Origin of the sequence: Aneurinibacillus danicus, from assembly GCF_007991215.1 — a bacterium.
Lineage (GTDB): Bacteria > Bacillota > Bacilli > Aneurinibacillales > Aneurinibacillaceae > Aneurinibacillus > Aneurinibacillus danicus.
Genome location: NZ_BJXX01000132.1, coordinates 1 through 14,334, shown reverse-complemented (window position 1 = coordinate 14,334; position 14,334 = coordinate 1). Strand labels below are relative to the sequence as shown.

Here is a 14,334-nt window from a genome sequence, read left to right as displayed (position 1 = left end):
AAAACTAGATACAGAATGAAAATAAAAAACCAGCACACCAAAAGACAGTACCGTCGTTTCAGTGGCTGGTTAATATCTACTAAATGAGAAGAAGGGTTACTTCTCCCCCATAGATAACTCAGCAATCTTTTCTATTTCATTTGCGGGAGTCATCGTCTTCTATACTTACACTCATCTCTTTTCGTGCAATAAAAAAACCAGCAGAAGAGAAGAAGGGTACATATATGCTAAGACAGCATATATCATTCCTACCTTCAATTCTGCTGGTTGTTTATCCACTTGATTCAAGTTGGGTGCACGTCCCATCCTTCATAGATAAGCCAGCAAGTGAATCGCTTTATATGATTGCTTGAATTTATTATATATCCAATATTCTCTACTTTGCAAGCGTTTTATTTATTTTTATCATTTCAGCATTACTTTCAAGCCATCCAGCTAAAAGTAGATATCATTTAATCCGCAGTCTAATATCCATACTTCTTGTCTGGACTTCTGCCAAAAGTGCGATGTAGTTGAGCTTGCTGTTTGTTGTAAAATGGAGTAGGTTTTTCTTGAGTATCTTCTGTTATTCTTTTATTTTTACCGAAAATTTCAGAGTTTTTGTCATACACATTTTCCCAATGATTCTCTTCTTTCCTATTCATGTTTTTGTTTCCTCCTTCCTGTTACCGATAATGACTTGTTATCTCTTTAAAGGCAGATGATGTGCTATATTTATGGCTCAACATCAAACTCTGTGGTTGACTGCTTCATACATAAAGATTGTTTGGACGGAAGAAGGGAGGGGCAATGGAACGCTTTTACGCGACCTCTAAGCTCCAGGGGACCCGCGAGCGGGCTGTTGCCCACAATCCTTCTTCTTTCTGTGAAAAACAGAGAGGGATGAAGGAAGATAGGAGGAACTGAGATTTACGGAAGAAAAAGGCCTTCGCCTTTTTCTACATTCAACTCGTATCCTCGTTCTTTTCTCTCTTTGCCTTCGTACCACGGACGGGCTCGATCCCTCATTCATTTTCATAGCAGGGCTTGTAGCTAGGTCAGCCATGGAGGTTTTTAGGGCGAGCTTGCGGGTCCCCTGGAGCGGCCTGTATATACCGTCTCTGCGGAGCGTAACGAAGTGACATGCCCCTCCCTTCTTCCGTCCTTGCCATACATTATGTACAAACGGCCATCTACATTTTCTGATTTTGAGCCATATTTATAAAACAAATAAGACCATCGCTTCTTTTCACGATGGTCTTGCCTGCTTTAGACTACTGCATTTTCTACTTGATGGGCAACGTCTAAAAGATTGACAATATATTCTCCATCTTTTAGAATGACTTTTAATTTACTATGATCTTGTAATACGGTAATATCATCTAATGGATTTCCGTCAACAACCAATATATCTGCAAGTTTTCCAACTTCGATTGTTCCTAACTCGTCTTCCATCTCCATAATTTGCGATCCATATTTGGTTGCCGATACAATGGCATCCATCGGTGTCATACCCACCAGCTTAACAAAATGCTCCAGATCTCTGGCGTATTCACCATGCGGACACCATTTAAATCCATAATCCCCACCCGGCAATATCCGTACACCTGCTTTATATAAGCGGTTCATGTTACGCAGCGCGATTTCTAATCCTTCTTTATATCCAGTCGCGTCAATGGCCTCCTGCCCGAAATATTTGGCGCCATGTTCCAATGTAGAAACCAGCCAATTCAAAGCCGGAACTACAAAGAGACGATCCTTGTTGTGAACCAACATCTCAAAAGCTTCATCATCGATAAAATCGGCATGGCCGATAATATCAACCTCGGCCTCTACACATATTTTAACGGAGTCCGAGGATCTGGCGTGTGTATAGACCCTTTTTCCACGAGCATGCGCTTCTTCGACCGCGGCCCGCACCTCTTTGTAAGTGTAGAGTGTCATTTCCCCGCGTGCATGTGCAGTAAGACTTTCACCACTTACATTTAATTTTACAAGATCTGCTCCTTCCTTAAATAGGCTGCGTACCGTTCTTCGTACGGCATCTTCGCCATCTGCAAGGATAGCTAACCCATGCACAGATACGTGACTTGGTTGTACATCCACAAAACTTCCCGTGGCTGATACTTCCGCTCCATTTGCAAGCATACGAGGTCCAATTAACTGTCCGCGATTGATGGCATCACGGATAGCAATATCCACCCGTCCTCTTGCGGCAGCGCTTACACAAGAAGTAAAACCACTTTTAATCATTGTTTCTGCATTTTTAATTGCACCAACCATCGTTTCTTCAATCGGCTTGAAATCAATATCTTGAATATAAAGGGAATCCTGCCATGTCAAATGCGTATGCGCTTCTGTCATTCCGGGCATAATGGTCTTACCATTCAACTCAATGATGTCAACCTCGTGGGGTTGATACTGAGAGGGAATGTCTAAATGAGGACCAATCGCGGTAATCCGATTCCCTTCAATTAGTACATCCATTCCTAATTTCTCCTCTTGTCCCGTTCCATCAATTAATAAACCATTCCGTAACAATTTTGCCTTCATACGTGAATCCCCTTTCAATATTAAAAATATTTAGATTACTTGTTCGAAAGCAGTCTATTTCCACCTTCGAACAAGTAATGAAAAGAAGACCTCCATTGTTTTATAAGACAGAACCAATCTTTAGAATGAAGTAAAGAATGTCTAAAGAATAACTAAGATAATAAAAACGGCATCTATATACTGTTAATGGGTTGTCAAGAAGGTTAAAAGTGCACGGTTTACATTCTCTGGTTTTTCAACCGTTGCCCAATGACCGCAATCTGGAATAATCTCTAATGTTGCATTTGGAAAACCATGATACAGCTGTTGGGCCATCCGAATAGGGGTCACCTTATCTTCGTCACCCACAATTAAAAGAACAGGCTGCTTGATATTTTGATGCTCAATGGCCTTACCATCTGCAAGCGCTCTACACGTTGCCGCATAGCCTTCTGCATCGTTCCGTTGCAGCAGCTCACGTACTAGCCCTACAAGTGCAGAATTTGCAAATTTAGAATAAGCGGATAATCCACCTTCAATCACTGCATCTGCCACTGCATCCATCCCTTTTTCTCTCACTTGCTCGGAACGAGCATGCAGTCCCTCTTTCCCTGCAGGAGGTATTTCAGTAAGGCCGCCAACTAAAGAAAGGGTTTTCACTTTTTCCGGATAAAGGACCGCAAAGTGCTGAATAATTAAGGTTCCCATGGAATGTCCAACAAAGTGTGCAGAACTTACGTTTTCTTGATCAAGAAGGTCCTTTAAATCCTCTACAAATTGATTGATTGAATATTCGGGAGTAGAAATTTCTGTACGACCTGATCCTCTTAAGTCATAGGTAATTGTTTTATAATACCGCGAGCAAACGTTTACCTGGCTATTCCAGATATTTAAACTTCCGCCTAATCCATGAACAAAAACGACTACGTCACCAGTTCCCTTCACTTCATAGTTCACCTGAAGATCATTCACCTGAGTAAGCACTTATGTACCTCCTGAATTTTCAGAATTAATATTGGTTACCAAATTTAAAAATTGGCTAAACCATATTTATAATCCATATCATACTGGACCCGTATTCATTCGTCAACAATCATTTTTATTTTGCATAAAAAAACAAGCCTCATTGTGAAAAATTCAGCTTGTTTTCTTAAAAATCAATCACTGTCCCAGCATATTTTCACGCACATTCTTTAAATGCCGCAGCGTTAAATCTTCAGCCTTGCGGGCATCACGTTCATAGATCGCCTGGTATATATTGTGGTGTTCTGTATGGTATTGCTTTATCCTTTCCGGATTCAAACTCCGTTCTTTTAGCGTTCCCCACAATCTCTCCAACCTTACATTGTTGATGATGTTAACAACGTGTAATAAGAACGAGTTTTTGGCCGAAAGAGCAATCCCGTAATGAAATTGGCCGTCCAATTTCTCGAAATGTTGAATGTCCATATTGCTAATAGCGCTGTCAAACTCATCTAGTATACTTTTTAAACGAACAAAATCCTCATGTGTAGCCCGCAGCGCCGCTAGATGGGACAAATAAGGTTCAAACGCGAACCGAGCCTCAAAGACTTCAGATGGACTCGTTTGTTTTGATATCTCAGCAAACAACCCATCCATACTGGAGAAATTGACATTCTTTATAAAAGTTCCTTGCCCTACCTTGCTTTCAATAATTCCGATAATTTCCAGGGCCCGCAATGCTTCTCTTACGGTGGCCCGGCTTGTTTGAAACTTTTCCGCTAATTCGCGCTCAGGAGGTAACCTGGAATCAACTTTTAACACCCCTTTTTCGATATGATCCCGGATCTGATTGGCAATATCCAAAAAAGCTTTATTCTCACCAACGGGTGTAAACGTAATATCTAACGCTTTCACCTTATCTTCTCCTTTCGATTGTCCTATCAATAAAACCTTCGGAAAGCTTGAATTCAGAGTGTATTTTACTAAATCATACATTTTGGTCGACCATTACGTCAAATCGTTCCCCTTATACAAAATATCTCTTGACTGTAGATATCGAAGTGGGCTACGATATTATCAATTAATGGATATACCAATATTTATAATTGGTCTTTCCAATTATGTAAGTTACATTGAGGAGGGTACATTGTATGTATTTAGCATCTTTTTTGCATGATGGACAGCTAAAATTTGGATTTAGAACAAAAGACGAAAATTCTCTAGTTGATGCAGTGGAGGCAGAAAAGCAGCTTTTTTCCAATACATTATTACCTCAAACATTGCGCGAAGTGATTGAAAATCCAGCAGCGATGGCACGACTGAGAGAAATGAGCGATAAAGCGTCGCAAATCCCTGCAAATTATATAGTACCTTTATCTGAAGTGACGCTTGAAGCTCCCATTCCAAATCCTAAAAGAGATATTATTTGTTTAGGCCTTAATTATCATGAACATGCGCTTGAATATACAGCAGCGATGGAAAAGGCAAAAAACGTGCCTCAGTATCCTATTGTTTTTAGTAAAGCCACGACAACCGTTATTGGAACCGATCAAAAAATTAGAAGTCATCGCCATGTGACAAATCAAATCGACTACGAAGCAGAGCTGGCAATTGTGATTGGCAAGGAAGGAACGAACATTCCAGAAGAAGAAGCGTATGATTATATCTTAGGGTATACAATTATCAACGATGTGACGGCACGTGACCTCCAAAAAAGACACAACCAGTGGTTTCTTGGAAAGGGACTGGACACTTTTGGACCCATGGGACCATACCTTGTAACAGCTGACGAGATTCCTACACCTGTTCATTTAAACATTCAGTGCAGAGTGAACGGAGAAATACGGCAAAATTCAAATACGAAATTTCTTATTTTTGACATTCCTACTATTATCAAAACGGTTTCGGCTGGAATCACATTACAGCCTGGAGACATTATTGCTACGGGAACACCTAAAGGCGTAGGAATCGGGTTTGAACCGCCCAGATTCTTACAGGAGGGTGATGTTGTGGAAGTTGAAATTGAAAAGCTGGGCGTTTTACGAAATACGATCGCTTAAATTGTTTTGCCTTTTCCATCTGAGGTTATTTCGAAAAAATTATGTAACCCTGGATAAAGCGATAGGAGGACCCTACCATGGTTGATGTTTTATTACTGGAAGAATTGGCAAAGAAACAAGGAAAGCATTATTCAGAAGGTGAAAAAACTACTGTTATTAATGGTTTATGCCCGAGTTGTCTACCCAAGCGAGTCCCTTATCGAATTCTCGAAACGTATTATAATAAGGAATACGAAATGAATGTTCATCGAGTAAAATGCATGGATATAGCGAATTGCGAATGGGAAACATTGATTCCTACCCGGCGAAGTGATAATGGATTGGAGAATTTTTTTCACTCTTAGATAAAATAGAGAACAAATAATCTATCTGTTCCAATCGCTTGTTATACATATGAGACGCGTACCAGAACCCTTGCTCAGAATGGAAGTAAGGACACTGGCCGCGTCTCTTTTTTGGCTATTTTATTGAATGTACGATAGAGACAAACGTTTTGTTAAAGACATCGATTGGGCCGTTGAGAGTTTTCAACGGCCTCAGACTGAAGATACACGGAACGGTTTAGCCTTCCTGCTAAAAAAGCGATTCCTTATCGATAATCTTTAAACTCGATTTTCTTAATCACTACTCTTGTTTCACCACCGGGTGTTAATAAGACAATTTCTTCATTTAGGGAATGCAAAAGCAACTGTCTTCCAACCGGGGATAAAAAAGAAATATACCCGCGAGCAGGATCACTTTTTTCCGGGAAGCAGATCGTAAAGTGTTCGACATAGTTATCTTCTTTGTATAACAAAGCAACTTGACTGCCGATGAAAACCTTGGAGAGCGAAGGATAGGTGCTATTCTCAGAACCAGATAGAAACTCTTCTACTTCTGCTATATATCGTTTGAAAAAATTAAAATCTCTGTCGTGGACAAAAGTAGAAGATACATATAAATCTAAAAGCTCAACCATGTTCTCTTCGATAAAGATTAATTGCTTAATTAAACTTTTTCGTAAAGGATAGTAGGTAAGACTATGGTTCATCGTAGATAACCCCCTTACCTGGATTTAACTGATTGCAAAATTTGTTTTTCATTTTCACGTTTTGTCCTCCTCACAAATAAAAAAATTGAGATTCCGTGAAGACAGAACCTCAATCACATCTTATCACATTTTACATTATAAATGGATAAAAAAAGGAAATATTATAAAGAAAAAGTAAAAAACTGAACGTGGAGAAAAAACAATGCGACTTAAAAATGAATTTAAAAAAATCGCTTCTTGGATAAGTCCGCCTCAACTTTTTGTGATGGGATTCGGAGCGCTTATCTTATTCGGCGCATTATTATTAACACTGCCTATCTCCACCACAAATGGAGAAGGACTATCTTTTGTAGACGCTCTGTTCACAGCCACCTCTGCCACTTGTGTGACAGGTCTCGTTGTTGTTGATACAGGCACCACCTTTACACATTTTGGACAACTCGTTATTTTAAGCCTTATTCAAATAGGCGGGCTGGGTTTTATGACAGTCGCTTCCCTTTTCGTGTTGATACTGGGAAAAAAAATTACGCTTCGACAGCGACTGCTTATTCAGGAATCGCTTAACCATCTCACTGTTGGGGGAATTATTCGTCTTATCCGCCATGTGATTCTTTTTACTGTCATTTTTGAAGGGATAGGTACCCTTATCTTAGGTTTATATTGGCTTCCGGACATGGGATGGCAAAAAAGCTTTTATTTTGGCCTTTTTCATTCGGTGTCTAACTTTAATAACGCAGGGTTTGATCTTTTTGGACATTTTAGAAGCTTAACTCTCTTTGTAGATGATCCTGTAGTCAACATCGTCATTATGACACTGATTGTCGCAGGGGGGATCGGCTTCGTGGTCATTGCTGAACTTGTAGAATATAAAAAGACAAAAAGGCTTTCCATGCATACATCGCTTTTGCTTTAAGCTGGGATCGCAACAAAAAACATTATCGCAATCCTGAAGGAAAAATTATGATTGGATAAAAGCAAAGGGATGGCATATACACTGTCCCTTTTTTTCTCTACTCCTAATTTTCGGGCTACATACGATCTAACGAAATCAATCATCTTCTCCCCTTCCCCAAAAAACTGTTCAGCTTAATTTCCAGCTATAATACTTTTCAAACGCAAGTTTCATCAAGTGAGGAAGATATCCGTCTACTGCCCATTCAAAATAAGGCGTGCCTTCGCGCGAACCCGGGTACCTTATGACGAACATGCCTCCATCCGTACCAAGTTCCATAACGTACAGCATATCAGGATGATATTCCTGTTGCCGGGAGTGTCCTTGTATGCGGTTCAAAATATTCCTGGCTGCGATCTTTCCCTGTACCTCAGCCGCTCTTCCGGATTTATACTCTTTCATTGCATTTGCATCCCCCACAACATAAATATTTTCCCACTGGGTGGATTGGAGACCTTTATTCGTTACAAGCAGACCATTTTCATGATCTAGATCCGGCGAAGCAAAAATGAACTCTGCTCCCTTGTAAGGAGGTAAAATCAAAGAAAAGGAGTAAGGAAGCGATACGCCATTGCTTAATTGCAAGCAGCCCGGTTCTACCTTTGTGATCGACACATCGCTGTAATGAGAAATCTGTTTTTCCTTCATGTGCTTTTCTAAAATCAATGTAACCTTTTTTCCTTTATGATTAAATAATTCTTTTTCATATGTAAAAAAGGTAATGGGACACTGAACATTCCGCTCGTGTAGAAAAGCATGTAATTCGAACAAAAATTCATAAGCCATGCCCTGTGAAGGGTTTTGTTGTGCAACTCCAATCAAGATCGGTTGTCCGACTTTTATTTCTCCTACTCGTCTTTTCGTTTGTAATGCAGCGTGCGCATTGTAAACGGATGCTGTATTTCCTTTTAATCCTTCGATTTGTTCCCAAGCCGGAACGGCCCCCGTAGCAATAATTAAGTAATCGTATATAAGCCGGGTCCCATTTTCACAAAGTATCTGTTTTTCCTTTGGTAGAATCGATACGACCCTTTTTTGCATGAACTGGACTCTTACTTTCTGTAATATCTCGTTAAGCGGAAAGGATATTTCTTTGATTTGTCTCTTGTTAAAAGGAACCCAGATCAGGGAAGGACGAAATAAAAAGCAGGGGGCATCACTCAGCAAAACAATTTCATGAGGAGTTGATTGGAGTGCTTTTCCAAGTAACAGAGCAGCATTGAGTCCGCCAAATCCTCCACCCAAAATGACGATTCGCATCCATTATACCTCCGCATACGATTTTGTTACCTAGTATGCAAAGAAACATAATGTCTTATTACAGGTGTTGTGGGTGACTCTAACGTATAAATAAGGAAAAAGAACGAGAAAATAACCCTATATCTAATGTATGTAATCATTTATTTCTGTATAATCTTCACACAAAGAGGTAGTGTACGATGGAAAACGACATATCTTCATTTTGGCTCGGAGCCTTTACTGCATCATTTACGGCAATGATTTGTACAGGAATATTTGCCGTTATTTTTGCGAGACCTTTAATTAAATTGATCATAGGTCGCTTCACAAAACGGTTAATGTCAGAGCGTTACCCCGAAAATATATGGGAAATGGTAACAGCCATGACGAGAATAAACCCGACAATGGTAATCGAAAATAGCCTGCGTGCTGATTCAGGAAAAATTATCGAAAGGCCGTTTGGCAGCCCTCGTAAATTTCTCAACTTTGATGGTCTTATCTTTTCACCCGCTCAACTGGCTGTTCTGCCCACTCATGAAAAGGCTCCTGTCGATATGAAGGTCACAATCGGGCCAAAGGCAAAAAAGCCATTAACTCTCAATATCCCCCTGGTGTCGGCCGCCCTGGGCTATGGAATCGGCGTAAGCGAAAAGATGAAAATAGCCATGGCTAAGGGAACTGCCGCTGTTGGCACAGCCACCAATACGGGAGAAGGAGGTTTTTTGCCTGAAGATAGGGCTAACTCTAAGTATTTAATCCTTCAATATAATTCGGCAACCTGGTCAAAAGAACCCGAAATTCTAAAACAAGCGGATGCAATTGAAATTCATATCGGCCAGGGCGCTACTGCTGGTTCCGCCAGTTTTATTCCTCCTGAGTTTCTAGAAGGCAGGGCGAGAGATGTTTTACAGGTGCCACCGGGTGAAGTTGTAGTCCCTGCCCGCCACCAGGAAATAAATAAACCGCAGGATCTTAAACCTTTGGTAAATAGGCTTCGTAAAGTGACAGAAGGAGTTCCTATTGGAGTTAAGATTTGCGCCAGCGCCACACTGGAAGCCGACTTAGAAGTAGCGATTCAAGGAGATGTTGATTTTATTAGCATTGATGGAGGGCAAGCAGGAACAAAAGGAGGCCCGCCCATCTTAGAAGATGATTTTGGGCTTCCTACGATTTATGCTTTATCCCGAGCTGCAGATTATCTTGAAAAGCAGGGGGTAAAAGACAGGATTAGTCTCTTGATCGGAGGAGGATTTTTTAACCCGGGGGAATGTCTGAAAGCCCTTGCTTTAGGAGCTGATGCGGTATTTATGGGAACTGCCCTCATATGGGCAATGACCCATGTTCAGGTAACGAAGGCCATCCCATGGGAACCGCCCACGCAACTTGTTTTTTACCCCGGTAGTATGGCAGATGAATTCGATGAAGAAGAAGCGGCAAAATACTTAGAGAATTTTTTCACCTCCTGTGTTGAAGAAATGAAGGTTGCCATTCGGGCTCTCGGAAAAAATTCATTGCGTCAAGTAAATAAGGACGATTTGGTTGCCCTGGACGAATGGACAAGTAAAGTCACGAAAGTTCCACTTGCTTATGAACCATACGAGCCTGATACTGTACAACAAAAACATGGCACAAAAGGATTTGAAAAATGGTTTTCCTTTTTTCAAAGATAGCAGCATCGAACGATTAATATGAAATAAAACAAGCAGGCTTATAGAACACAGCAGAGCAACTGACCTGGATTTAACCAGGTCAGTTGCTTTAGCGAAGAAGGGCTAACTTCTCCTTCTGGGTATTTTTCATTTACATTTGATAGAATTTTTATTATATTCTGTATTATAGAACTTGCACTATCAATTAAAGGAGATGAAAAGATTGGAGCAAATGATTCGTACTGTTTTACAGGCGAAAGGTGTCCAGGCCCCTGACGAAGATTATTCTGTTCTTGTAACCCAGTGGCAATCGATTCTTTCTCTACAACAACAAGCGAGCAAAGCGCAGTTGAAGGCCTTTGATATCGCCTTATGCCACCGAGTAAAGGAGACAACTAAATGAGACATGAACTCGCATCCCAATCCATCGAAACTCTGGCTCCTCTCCTTCGCGACCGAGAAATCTCCCCTGTTGAAATCACAGAAGCGGTTCTTCACCAAACAGAGCGCTATAACAAGCAAATCAATGCTTACATTCAAATCGATGCAGAGGCTGCCATAGTTGCAGCGAAAAATGCCGAGCAAGAGATCATGAACGGTGACTATCGCGGTCCACTTCACGGCATTCCGATGGCGCTAAAAGATATTTTTTATTTTAAAAATGAAGTCGTCACGATGGGTTCGAAAATTCATAAAGATTTCGTTCCGTCCCATGATGCGACCGTCGTTTCCAGGCTAAAAGAAGCCGGTGTTATTTTTACAGGAAAGCTCAATATGCATGAATACGCCTGGGGGGCTACAACAACGAATCCGCACTTTGGTCCATGCCGCAATCCGTGGGACTTAGAGAAAATTCCCGGTGGATCAAGCGGGGGATCGGGGGCTGCTGTTGCTGCTGACATGACGATCGCGTCTCTCGGTACCGATACAGGCGGATCGATCCGCATTCCTTCTTCGGCATGCGGAATCGTCGGACTTAAACCTACACAACTTTGCCCTCTTCAATTAGATAAAAAATAAAAGGAGCAGCATAAGCAGCTCCATCAACAGATATTACATCTCTTTTAGTTTAGCTTTAATTATTTTCCCACCCGGATTTCTGGGCAATTCTGAAATAAACTCTACTACCGCTGGAACTTTATAGTCGGCTAATCTTTCCCGGACAAATTGTTTAATCTCTTCTTCATCAATTTCTGTCTTCTCTTTCGGCACGATAAACGCTTTCACAATTTCACCAAAAATTTTGTCTGGAAAACCAATGACTGCTGCTTCCAAAACTTTTGGATGATTATACAAAATATTTTCAACTTCTACGGAAAAGATTTTCTCTCCCCCACGATTAATCATATCTTTTATACGATCCATAATATATACATATCCGTCTTTATCAATCTTTGCCAGATCACCCGAGTACCAGTAACCATCCACAAATGATCTTCGGTTGGCTTTTTCATTGTCCCAATAGCCCTCAACTACCATCGGCCCTTTAATAAGAAGTTCGCCTACTTCTCCTGCTTCACAGGGTTCTCCATTCTCACTCAGTATTTTCACTTCTGCAACCGGAACAGGCAATCCAACTGAGCGGATTTTTTCCTTCGGATACCCCAGGGGCATAATAGTAGCCGGTGAGGAGGTTTCCGTAGCACCATAAGCATTATGCAGAGAAGCCCCTGGGAATGCCTTTTGCAAACCAGAAATCGTTTCTTCAGACATTGGCGCTCCGCCGTAAGCAATAGTAGTAACCGAGTGATAGGCATATTTAGAAAAGTCAGGATGGGAAAGCACCATCACATAAATCGTTGGAACACTAAATAAAAATGTAATCTTCTCCTCGGAAATCAATCGAATGTACTCCGCAGTCTTATATTTCCTCATAATGACAGAGGTTCCACCTACTTTTATCATGTGAAGAAGCTGTCCTATCAAGCCGGTTACATGAAATAGCGGAATCGCAATGAGCGTTTTTGTCTTATGATTGCTCTTAAGTATAAATTCATAATTCATTACACTATGAATGACACCCAGGTGACTGCCTATCGCGCCTTTTGGCAAACCTGTTGTTCCGGAAGTATACATAATAAACAGCGGATCATCTTCCGATACTTCTATTTGCGGTGGCACTTCTTTTTGCTCTAACATTTCAAAAGGTAAATAGTCTCTTTTGCTTGCTTTTACATCGCCAATTAAGAAAAAGTGTTTAACGTTTTGAATCATCGATTTACTTCTCATGTTTTCCACTGTATCAATGAATTCATCATCTAAAAGCAGGATATCCGCTCCTGAATGAGTAATCATATACGATAGCTCTGTTTCCTGTAGGCGCGTATTCAATGTAACAACAATGGCTCCAATTCTGGCACAGGCAAAAACAAGAAGGACAAATTCAATAGTATTGCCGACGAGTAAAGCAACTCGGTCACCCTTCCGGATACCGTATGAATAATGGAGGTTTCCGGCAATTGATTCTACTCTATCGTATAACTCCCGATAAGTAAGACGCTCATTTTGTGATACTAGCGCTTCCTTATCAGGAAAGGCAGCCTTCGTTTTTTCAAGCATCTCCATTAAGTTTCCGGGTCTGTCTTTAAACACTTTGATTGTTCGATTAAAGTGGTTTTCTGTTACAATTTTCATGTCATTACCACCTGACCTATGGTTTTATCGAGCGGTCCATCCGCCATCTACATTTAACACCTGGCCTGTAACATAGGCTGATGCATCGGAAGCTAAAAAGACAATCGGCCCTGCTAAATCTGTAAGCTCACCCACTCTTTTTTGCATTGTATTATTAACAATATTCTGATACCTGACCGAATCACTTAACCATCCATCCGTCATGGGGGTTCTTATATAACCAGGACCAACAGCGTTAACGGTAATGTTATAAGGAGCCAGCTCTTCAGCCCATACCTTCGTAAGCTGATTAATCCGCCCTTCTTCTACTCCACGGCTTGTTATAATAACCTGAGCTCCATACGCCCCTAACGCATGAGCCATACCGAATCCAATTCCTTTGCTACCGCCCGTCACAAGTGCTATCTTTCCTGTTAAATTAAAACTCGGGATTTGCATCATACCCTTCCTTTCTACAGTCAAAATCTTGTCAGCTTTCTCTCATTTAATGGTTAAGCAATTGTTATGCCATAAATCCTGGACACAGTAATAAACATATTTAATATAAAAAAGTCTGAAAAAGAAGCTTCATGTCGCTCCTCAGTCCTACGTTATTTGATTCCAGTTGGAATCAAATAATGCCTGACATTAACCTGAACTTGTAACCGCTTTATTTTATGTCTGGTCTTTGTATCTTTTTTTACAAGAGATGACCGGCTAACCCCTGGCACCTTCACCGTTTTCCGTGTGGTTCTATGCTCAGCTAGCTTTTGTTGAATCATTTTTCTTTCTGCACTATTTAAGTAATTCCTTTAATATTAAATATTCTAAACATATGTGTATTTATGAATTGATTATCTTTTTCAATGATTGATTCCTTTTTTCATCGCTTTCCCCTGCTATCCCGGTAAAAACGGCATTATTTTATTGGCATTATTTTTGCTTTAATACATGCTTGAGAATAAAAATCCCTAAGGAGTGAGTGTTGTGTTCGATTTTAGCCCCACACCGGAACAGCAACAGATGATTGATAAGGCTGCTGCATTTATGGATGAGTATGTATATCCAAACGAAAAACATATGGTTCCGCATCGCGGGTTGCCTGATGAAATTTTGAAACCGCTTCAAGAAAAGGTTAAAGATTTAGGTTTATGGGCCGGACACATGCCAGGCGAAGTAGGCGGAATGGGAATGGGATTCGTCTCTTTAGGCTTACTTTCCGAGATTATTGGAAGAAGTCCCATTGCTCCTTATATTTTCGGTTCAATGGCCCCTGATGCCGGAAACTCAGAAATTTTATGGCACGCTGCCACTCTA

General features: G+C 40.8%; 14 protein-coding genes and 1 pseudogene. 7 read left to right on the top strand and 8 right to left on the bottom strand.

Features of this window, described 5'->3' with window-relative positions; genetic code table 11:
• Positions 1 to 464 precede the first annotated feature (464 nt).
• The 4 genes from ADA01nite_RS14295 to ADA01nite_RS14280 all read right to left on the bottom strand — a co-directional run bounded on the left by ADA01nite_RS14295 (position 465) and on the right by ADA01nite_RS14280 (position 4,389).
• On the bottom strand, positions 465 to 644 hold the full coding sequence (locus ADA01nite_RS14295; protein WP_146810956.1) for a hypothetical protein: 180 nt from the start codon (positions 642 to 644) through the stop codon (positions 465 to 467).
• A gap of 604 nt (positions 645 to 1,248) precedes the next feature.
• On the bottom strand, positions 1,249 to 2,532 hold the full coding sequence (locus ADA01nite_RS14290) for a metal-dependent hydrolase family protein (protein WP_146810955.1): 1,284 nt from the start codon (positions 2,530 to 2,532) through the stop codon (positions 1,249 to 1,251).
• A 183-nt stretch (positions 2,533 to 2,715) separates the two neighbouring features.
• On the bottom strand, positions 2,716 to 3,495 hold the full coding sequence (locus ADA01nite_RS14285) for an alpha/beta fold hydrolase (RefSeq protein WP_146810954.1): 780 nt from the start codon (positions 3,493 to 3,495) through the stop codon (positions 2,716 to 2,718).
• Positions 3,496 to 3,672: 177 nt separating this feature from the next.
• The gene (locus ADA01nite_RS14280; protein WP_170230300.1) at positions 3,673 to 4,389 is read right to left on the bottom strand and encodes a FadR/GntR family transcriptional regulator; all 717 of its coding nucleotides are present in this window, start codon (positions 4,387 to 4,389) and stop codon (positions 3,673 to 3,675) included.
• 236 nt (positions 4,390 to 4,625) lie between these two features.
• On the opposite strand from ADA01nite_RS14280, the gene ADA01nite_RS14275 reads away from it, so the two are divergent.
• Complete coding sequence (locus ADA01nite_RS14275) at positions 4,626 to 5,534, top strand: fumarylacetoacetate hydrolase family protein (RefSeq protein WP_146810952.1); 909 nt, start codon at positions 4,626 to 4,628, stop codon at positions 5,532 to 5,534.
• 77 nt (positions 5,535 to 5,611) lie between these two features.
• Entirely contained in the window at positions 5,612 to 5,878 is a 267-nt protein-coding gene (locus ADA01nite_RS14270; protein WP_146810951.1) for a hypothetical protein, read from the top strand.
• 245 nt (positions 5,879 to 6,123) lie between these two features.
• Here ADA01nite_RS14270 and ADA01nite_RS14265 read toward each other — a convergent pair whose 3' ends face one another.
• Complete coding sequence (locus ADA01nite_RS14265; RefSeq protein WP_146810950.1) at positions 6,124 to 6,564, bottom strand: GreA/GreB family elongation factor; 441 nt, start codon at positions 6,562 to 6,564, stop codon at positions 6,124 to 6,126.
• 202 nt (positions 6,565 to 6,766) lie between these two features.
• Between ADA01nite_RS14265 and ADA01nite_RS14260 the strand changes: the two genes are divergently transcribed.
• Positions 6,767 to 7,477, top strand: coding sequence for a potassium transporter TrkG (locus tag ADA01nite_RS14260; protein ID WP_146810949.1), 711 nt, complete (start codon positions 6,767 to 6,769; stop codon positions 7,475 to 7,477).
• Between the two features lie 168 nt (positions 7,478 to 7,645).
• Here the strand turns inward: ADA01nite_RS14260 and ADA01nite_RS14255 are convergent, their stop codons facing one another.
• Positions 7,646 to 8,776 (bottom strand): NAD(P)/FAD-dependent oxidoreductase, encoded by a 1,131-nt coding sequence (locus tag ADA01nite_RS14255; RefSeq protein WP_146810948.1) that lies wholly within the window; start codon positions 8,774 to 8,776, stop codon positions 7,646 to 7,648.
• 179 nt (positions 8,777 to 8,955) lie between these two features.
• Between ADA01nite_RS14255 and ADA01nite_RS14250 the strand changes: the two genes are divergently transcribed.
• The 3 genes and pseudogenes from ADA01nite_RS14250 to ADA01nite_RS14240 form a co-directional block, all read left to right on the top strand.
• Complete coding sequence (locus tag ADA01nite_RS14250) at positions 8,956 to 10,425, top strand: FMN-binding glutamate synthase family protein (protein WP_146810947.1); 1,470 nt, start codon at positions 8,956 to 8,958, stop codon at positions 10,423 to 10,425.
• Positions 10,426 to 10,627: 202 nt separating this feature from the next.
• Entirely contained in the window at positions 10,628 to 10,807 is a 180-nt protein-coding gene (locus ADA01nite_RS14245) for a hypothetical protein (protein ID WP_146810946.1), read from the top strand.
• Positions 10,804 to 11,391 (top strand): annotated as a pseudogene (locus ADA01nite_RS14240) (amidase); the annotation flags it as partial. The gene ADA01nite_RS14245 and the pseudogene ADA01nite_RS14240, both read left to right, overlap by 4 nt.
• Positions 11,392 to 11,457: 66 nt before the next feature.
• On the opposite strand, the gene ADA01nite_RS14235 reads toward ADA01nite_RS14240, so the two are convergent.
• Both ADA01nite_RS14235 and ADA01nite_RS14230 read right to left on the bottom strand, forming a co-directional pair.
• The gene (locus tag ADA01nite_RS14235; RefSeq protein ID WP_146810944.1) at positions 11,458 to 13,038 is read right to left on the bottom strand and encodes a class I adenylate-forming enzyme family protein; all 1,581 of its coding nucleotides are present in this window, start codon (positions 13,036 to 13,038) and stop codon (positions 11,458 to 11,460) included.
• 24 nt (positions 13,039 to 13,062) lie between these two features.
• The gene (locus tag ADA01nite_RS14230) at positions 13,063 to 13,479 is read right to left on the bottom strand and encodes an SDR family NAD(P)-dependent oxidoreductase (protein WP_246147349.1); all 417 of its coding nucleotides are present in this window, start codon (positions 13,477 to 13,479) and stop codon (positions 13,063 to 13,065) included.
• Between the two features lie 525 nt (positions 13,480 to 14,004).
• Between ADA01nite_RS14230 and ADA01nite_RS14225 the strand changes: the two genes are divergently transcribed.
• Positions 14,005 to 14,334 (top strand): acyl-CoA dehydrogenase family protein (locus tag ADA01nite_RS14225; protein ID WP_174760616.1); only part of this gene is annotated, 330 nt, incomplete at its 3' end.

Excerpts from the sequence above, each read along its gene's own strand:
- ADA01nite_RS14295 (WP_146810956.1), bottom strand. The coding sequence starts at position 644 with ATGAATAGGAAAGAAGAGAATCATTGGGAAAATGTGTATGACAAAAAC.
- ADA01nite_RS14270 (WP_146810951.1), top strand. The coding sequence starts at position 5,612 with ATGGTTGATGTTTTATTACTGGAAGAATTGGCAAAGAAACAAGGAAAG.
- ADA01nite_RS14250 (WP_146810947.1), top strand. The coding sequence starts at position 8,956 with ATGGAAAACGACATATCTTCATTTTGGCTCGGAGCCTTTACTGCATCA.
- ADA01nite_RS14230 (WP_246147349.1), bottom strand. The coding sequence starts at position 13,479 with ATGATGCAAATCCCGAGTTTTAATTTAACAGGAAAGATAGCACTTGTG.
- ADA01nite_RS14290 (WP_146810955.1), bottom strand. The coding sequence starts at position 2,532 with ATGAAGGCAAAATTGTTACGGAATGGTTTATTAATTGATGGAACGGGA.
- ADA01nite_RS14275 (WP_146810952.1), top strand. The coding sequence starts at position 4,626 with ATGTATTTAGCATCTTTTTTGCATGATGGACAGCTAAAATTTGGATTT.
- ADA01nite_RS14265 (WP_146810950.1), bottom strand. The coding sequence starts at position 6,564 with ATGAACCATAGTCTTACCTACTATCCTTTACGAAAAAGTTTAATTAAG.
- ADA01nite_RS14235 (WP_146810944.1), bottom strand. The coding sequence starts at position 13,038 with ATGAAAATTGTAACAGAAAACCACTTTAATCGAACAATCAAAGTGTTT.
- ADA01nite_RS14260 (WP_146810949.1), top strand. The coding sequence starts at position 6,767 with ATGCGACTTAAAAATGAATTTAAAAAAATCGCTTCTTGGATAAGTCCG.
- ADA01nite_RS14255 (WP_146810948.1), bottom strand. The coding sequence starts at position 8,776 with ATGCGAATCGTCATTTTGGGTGGAGGATTTGGCGGACTCAATGCTGCT.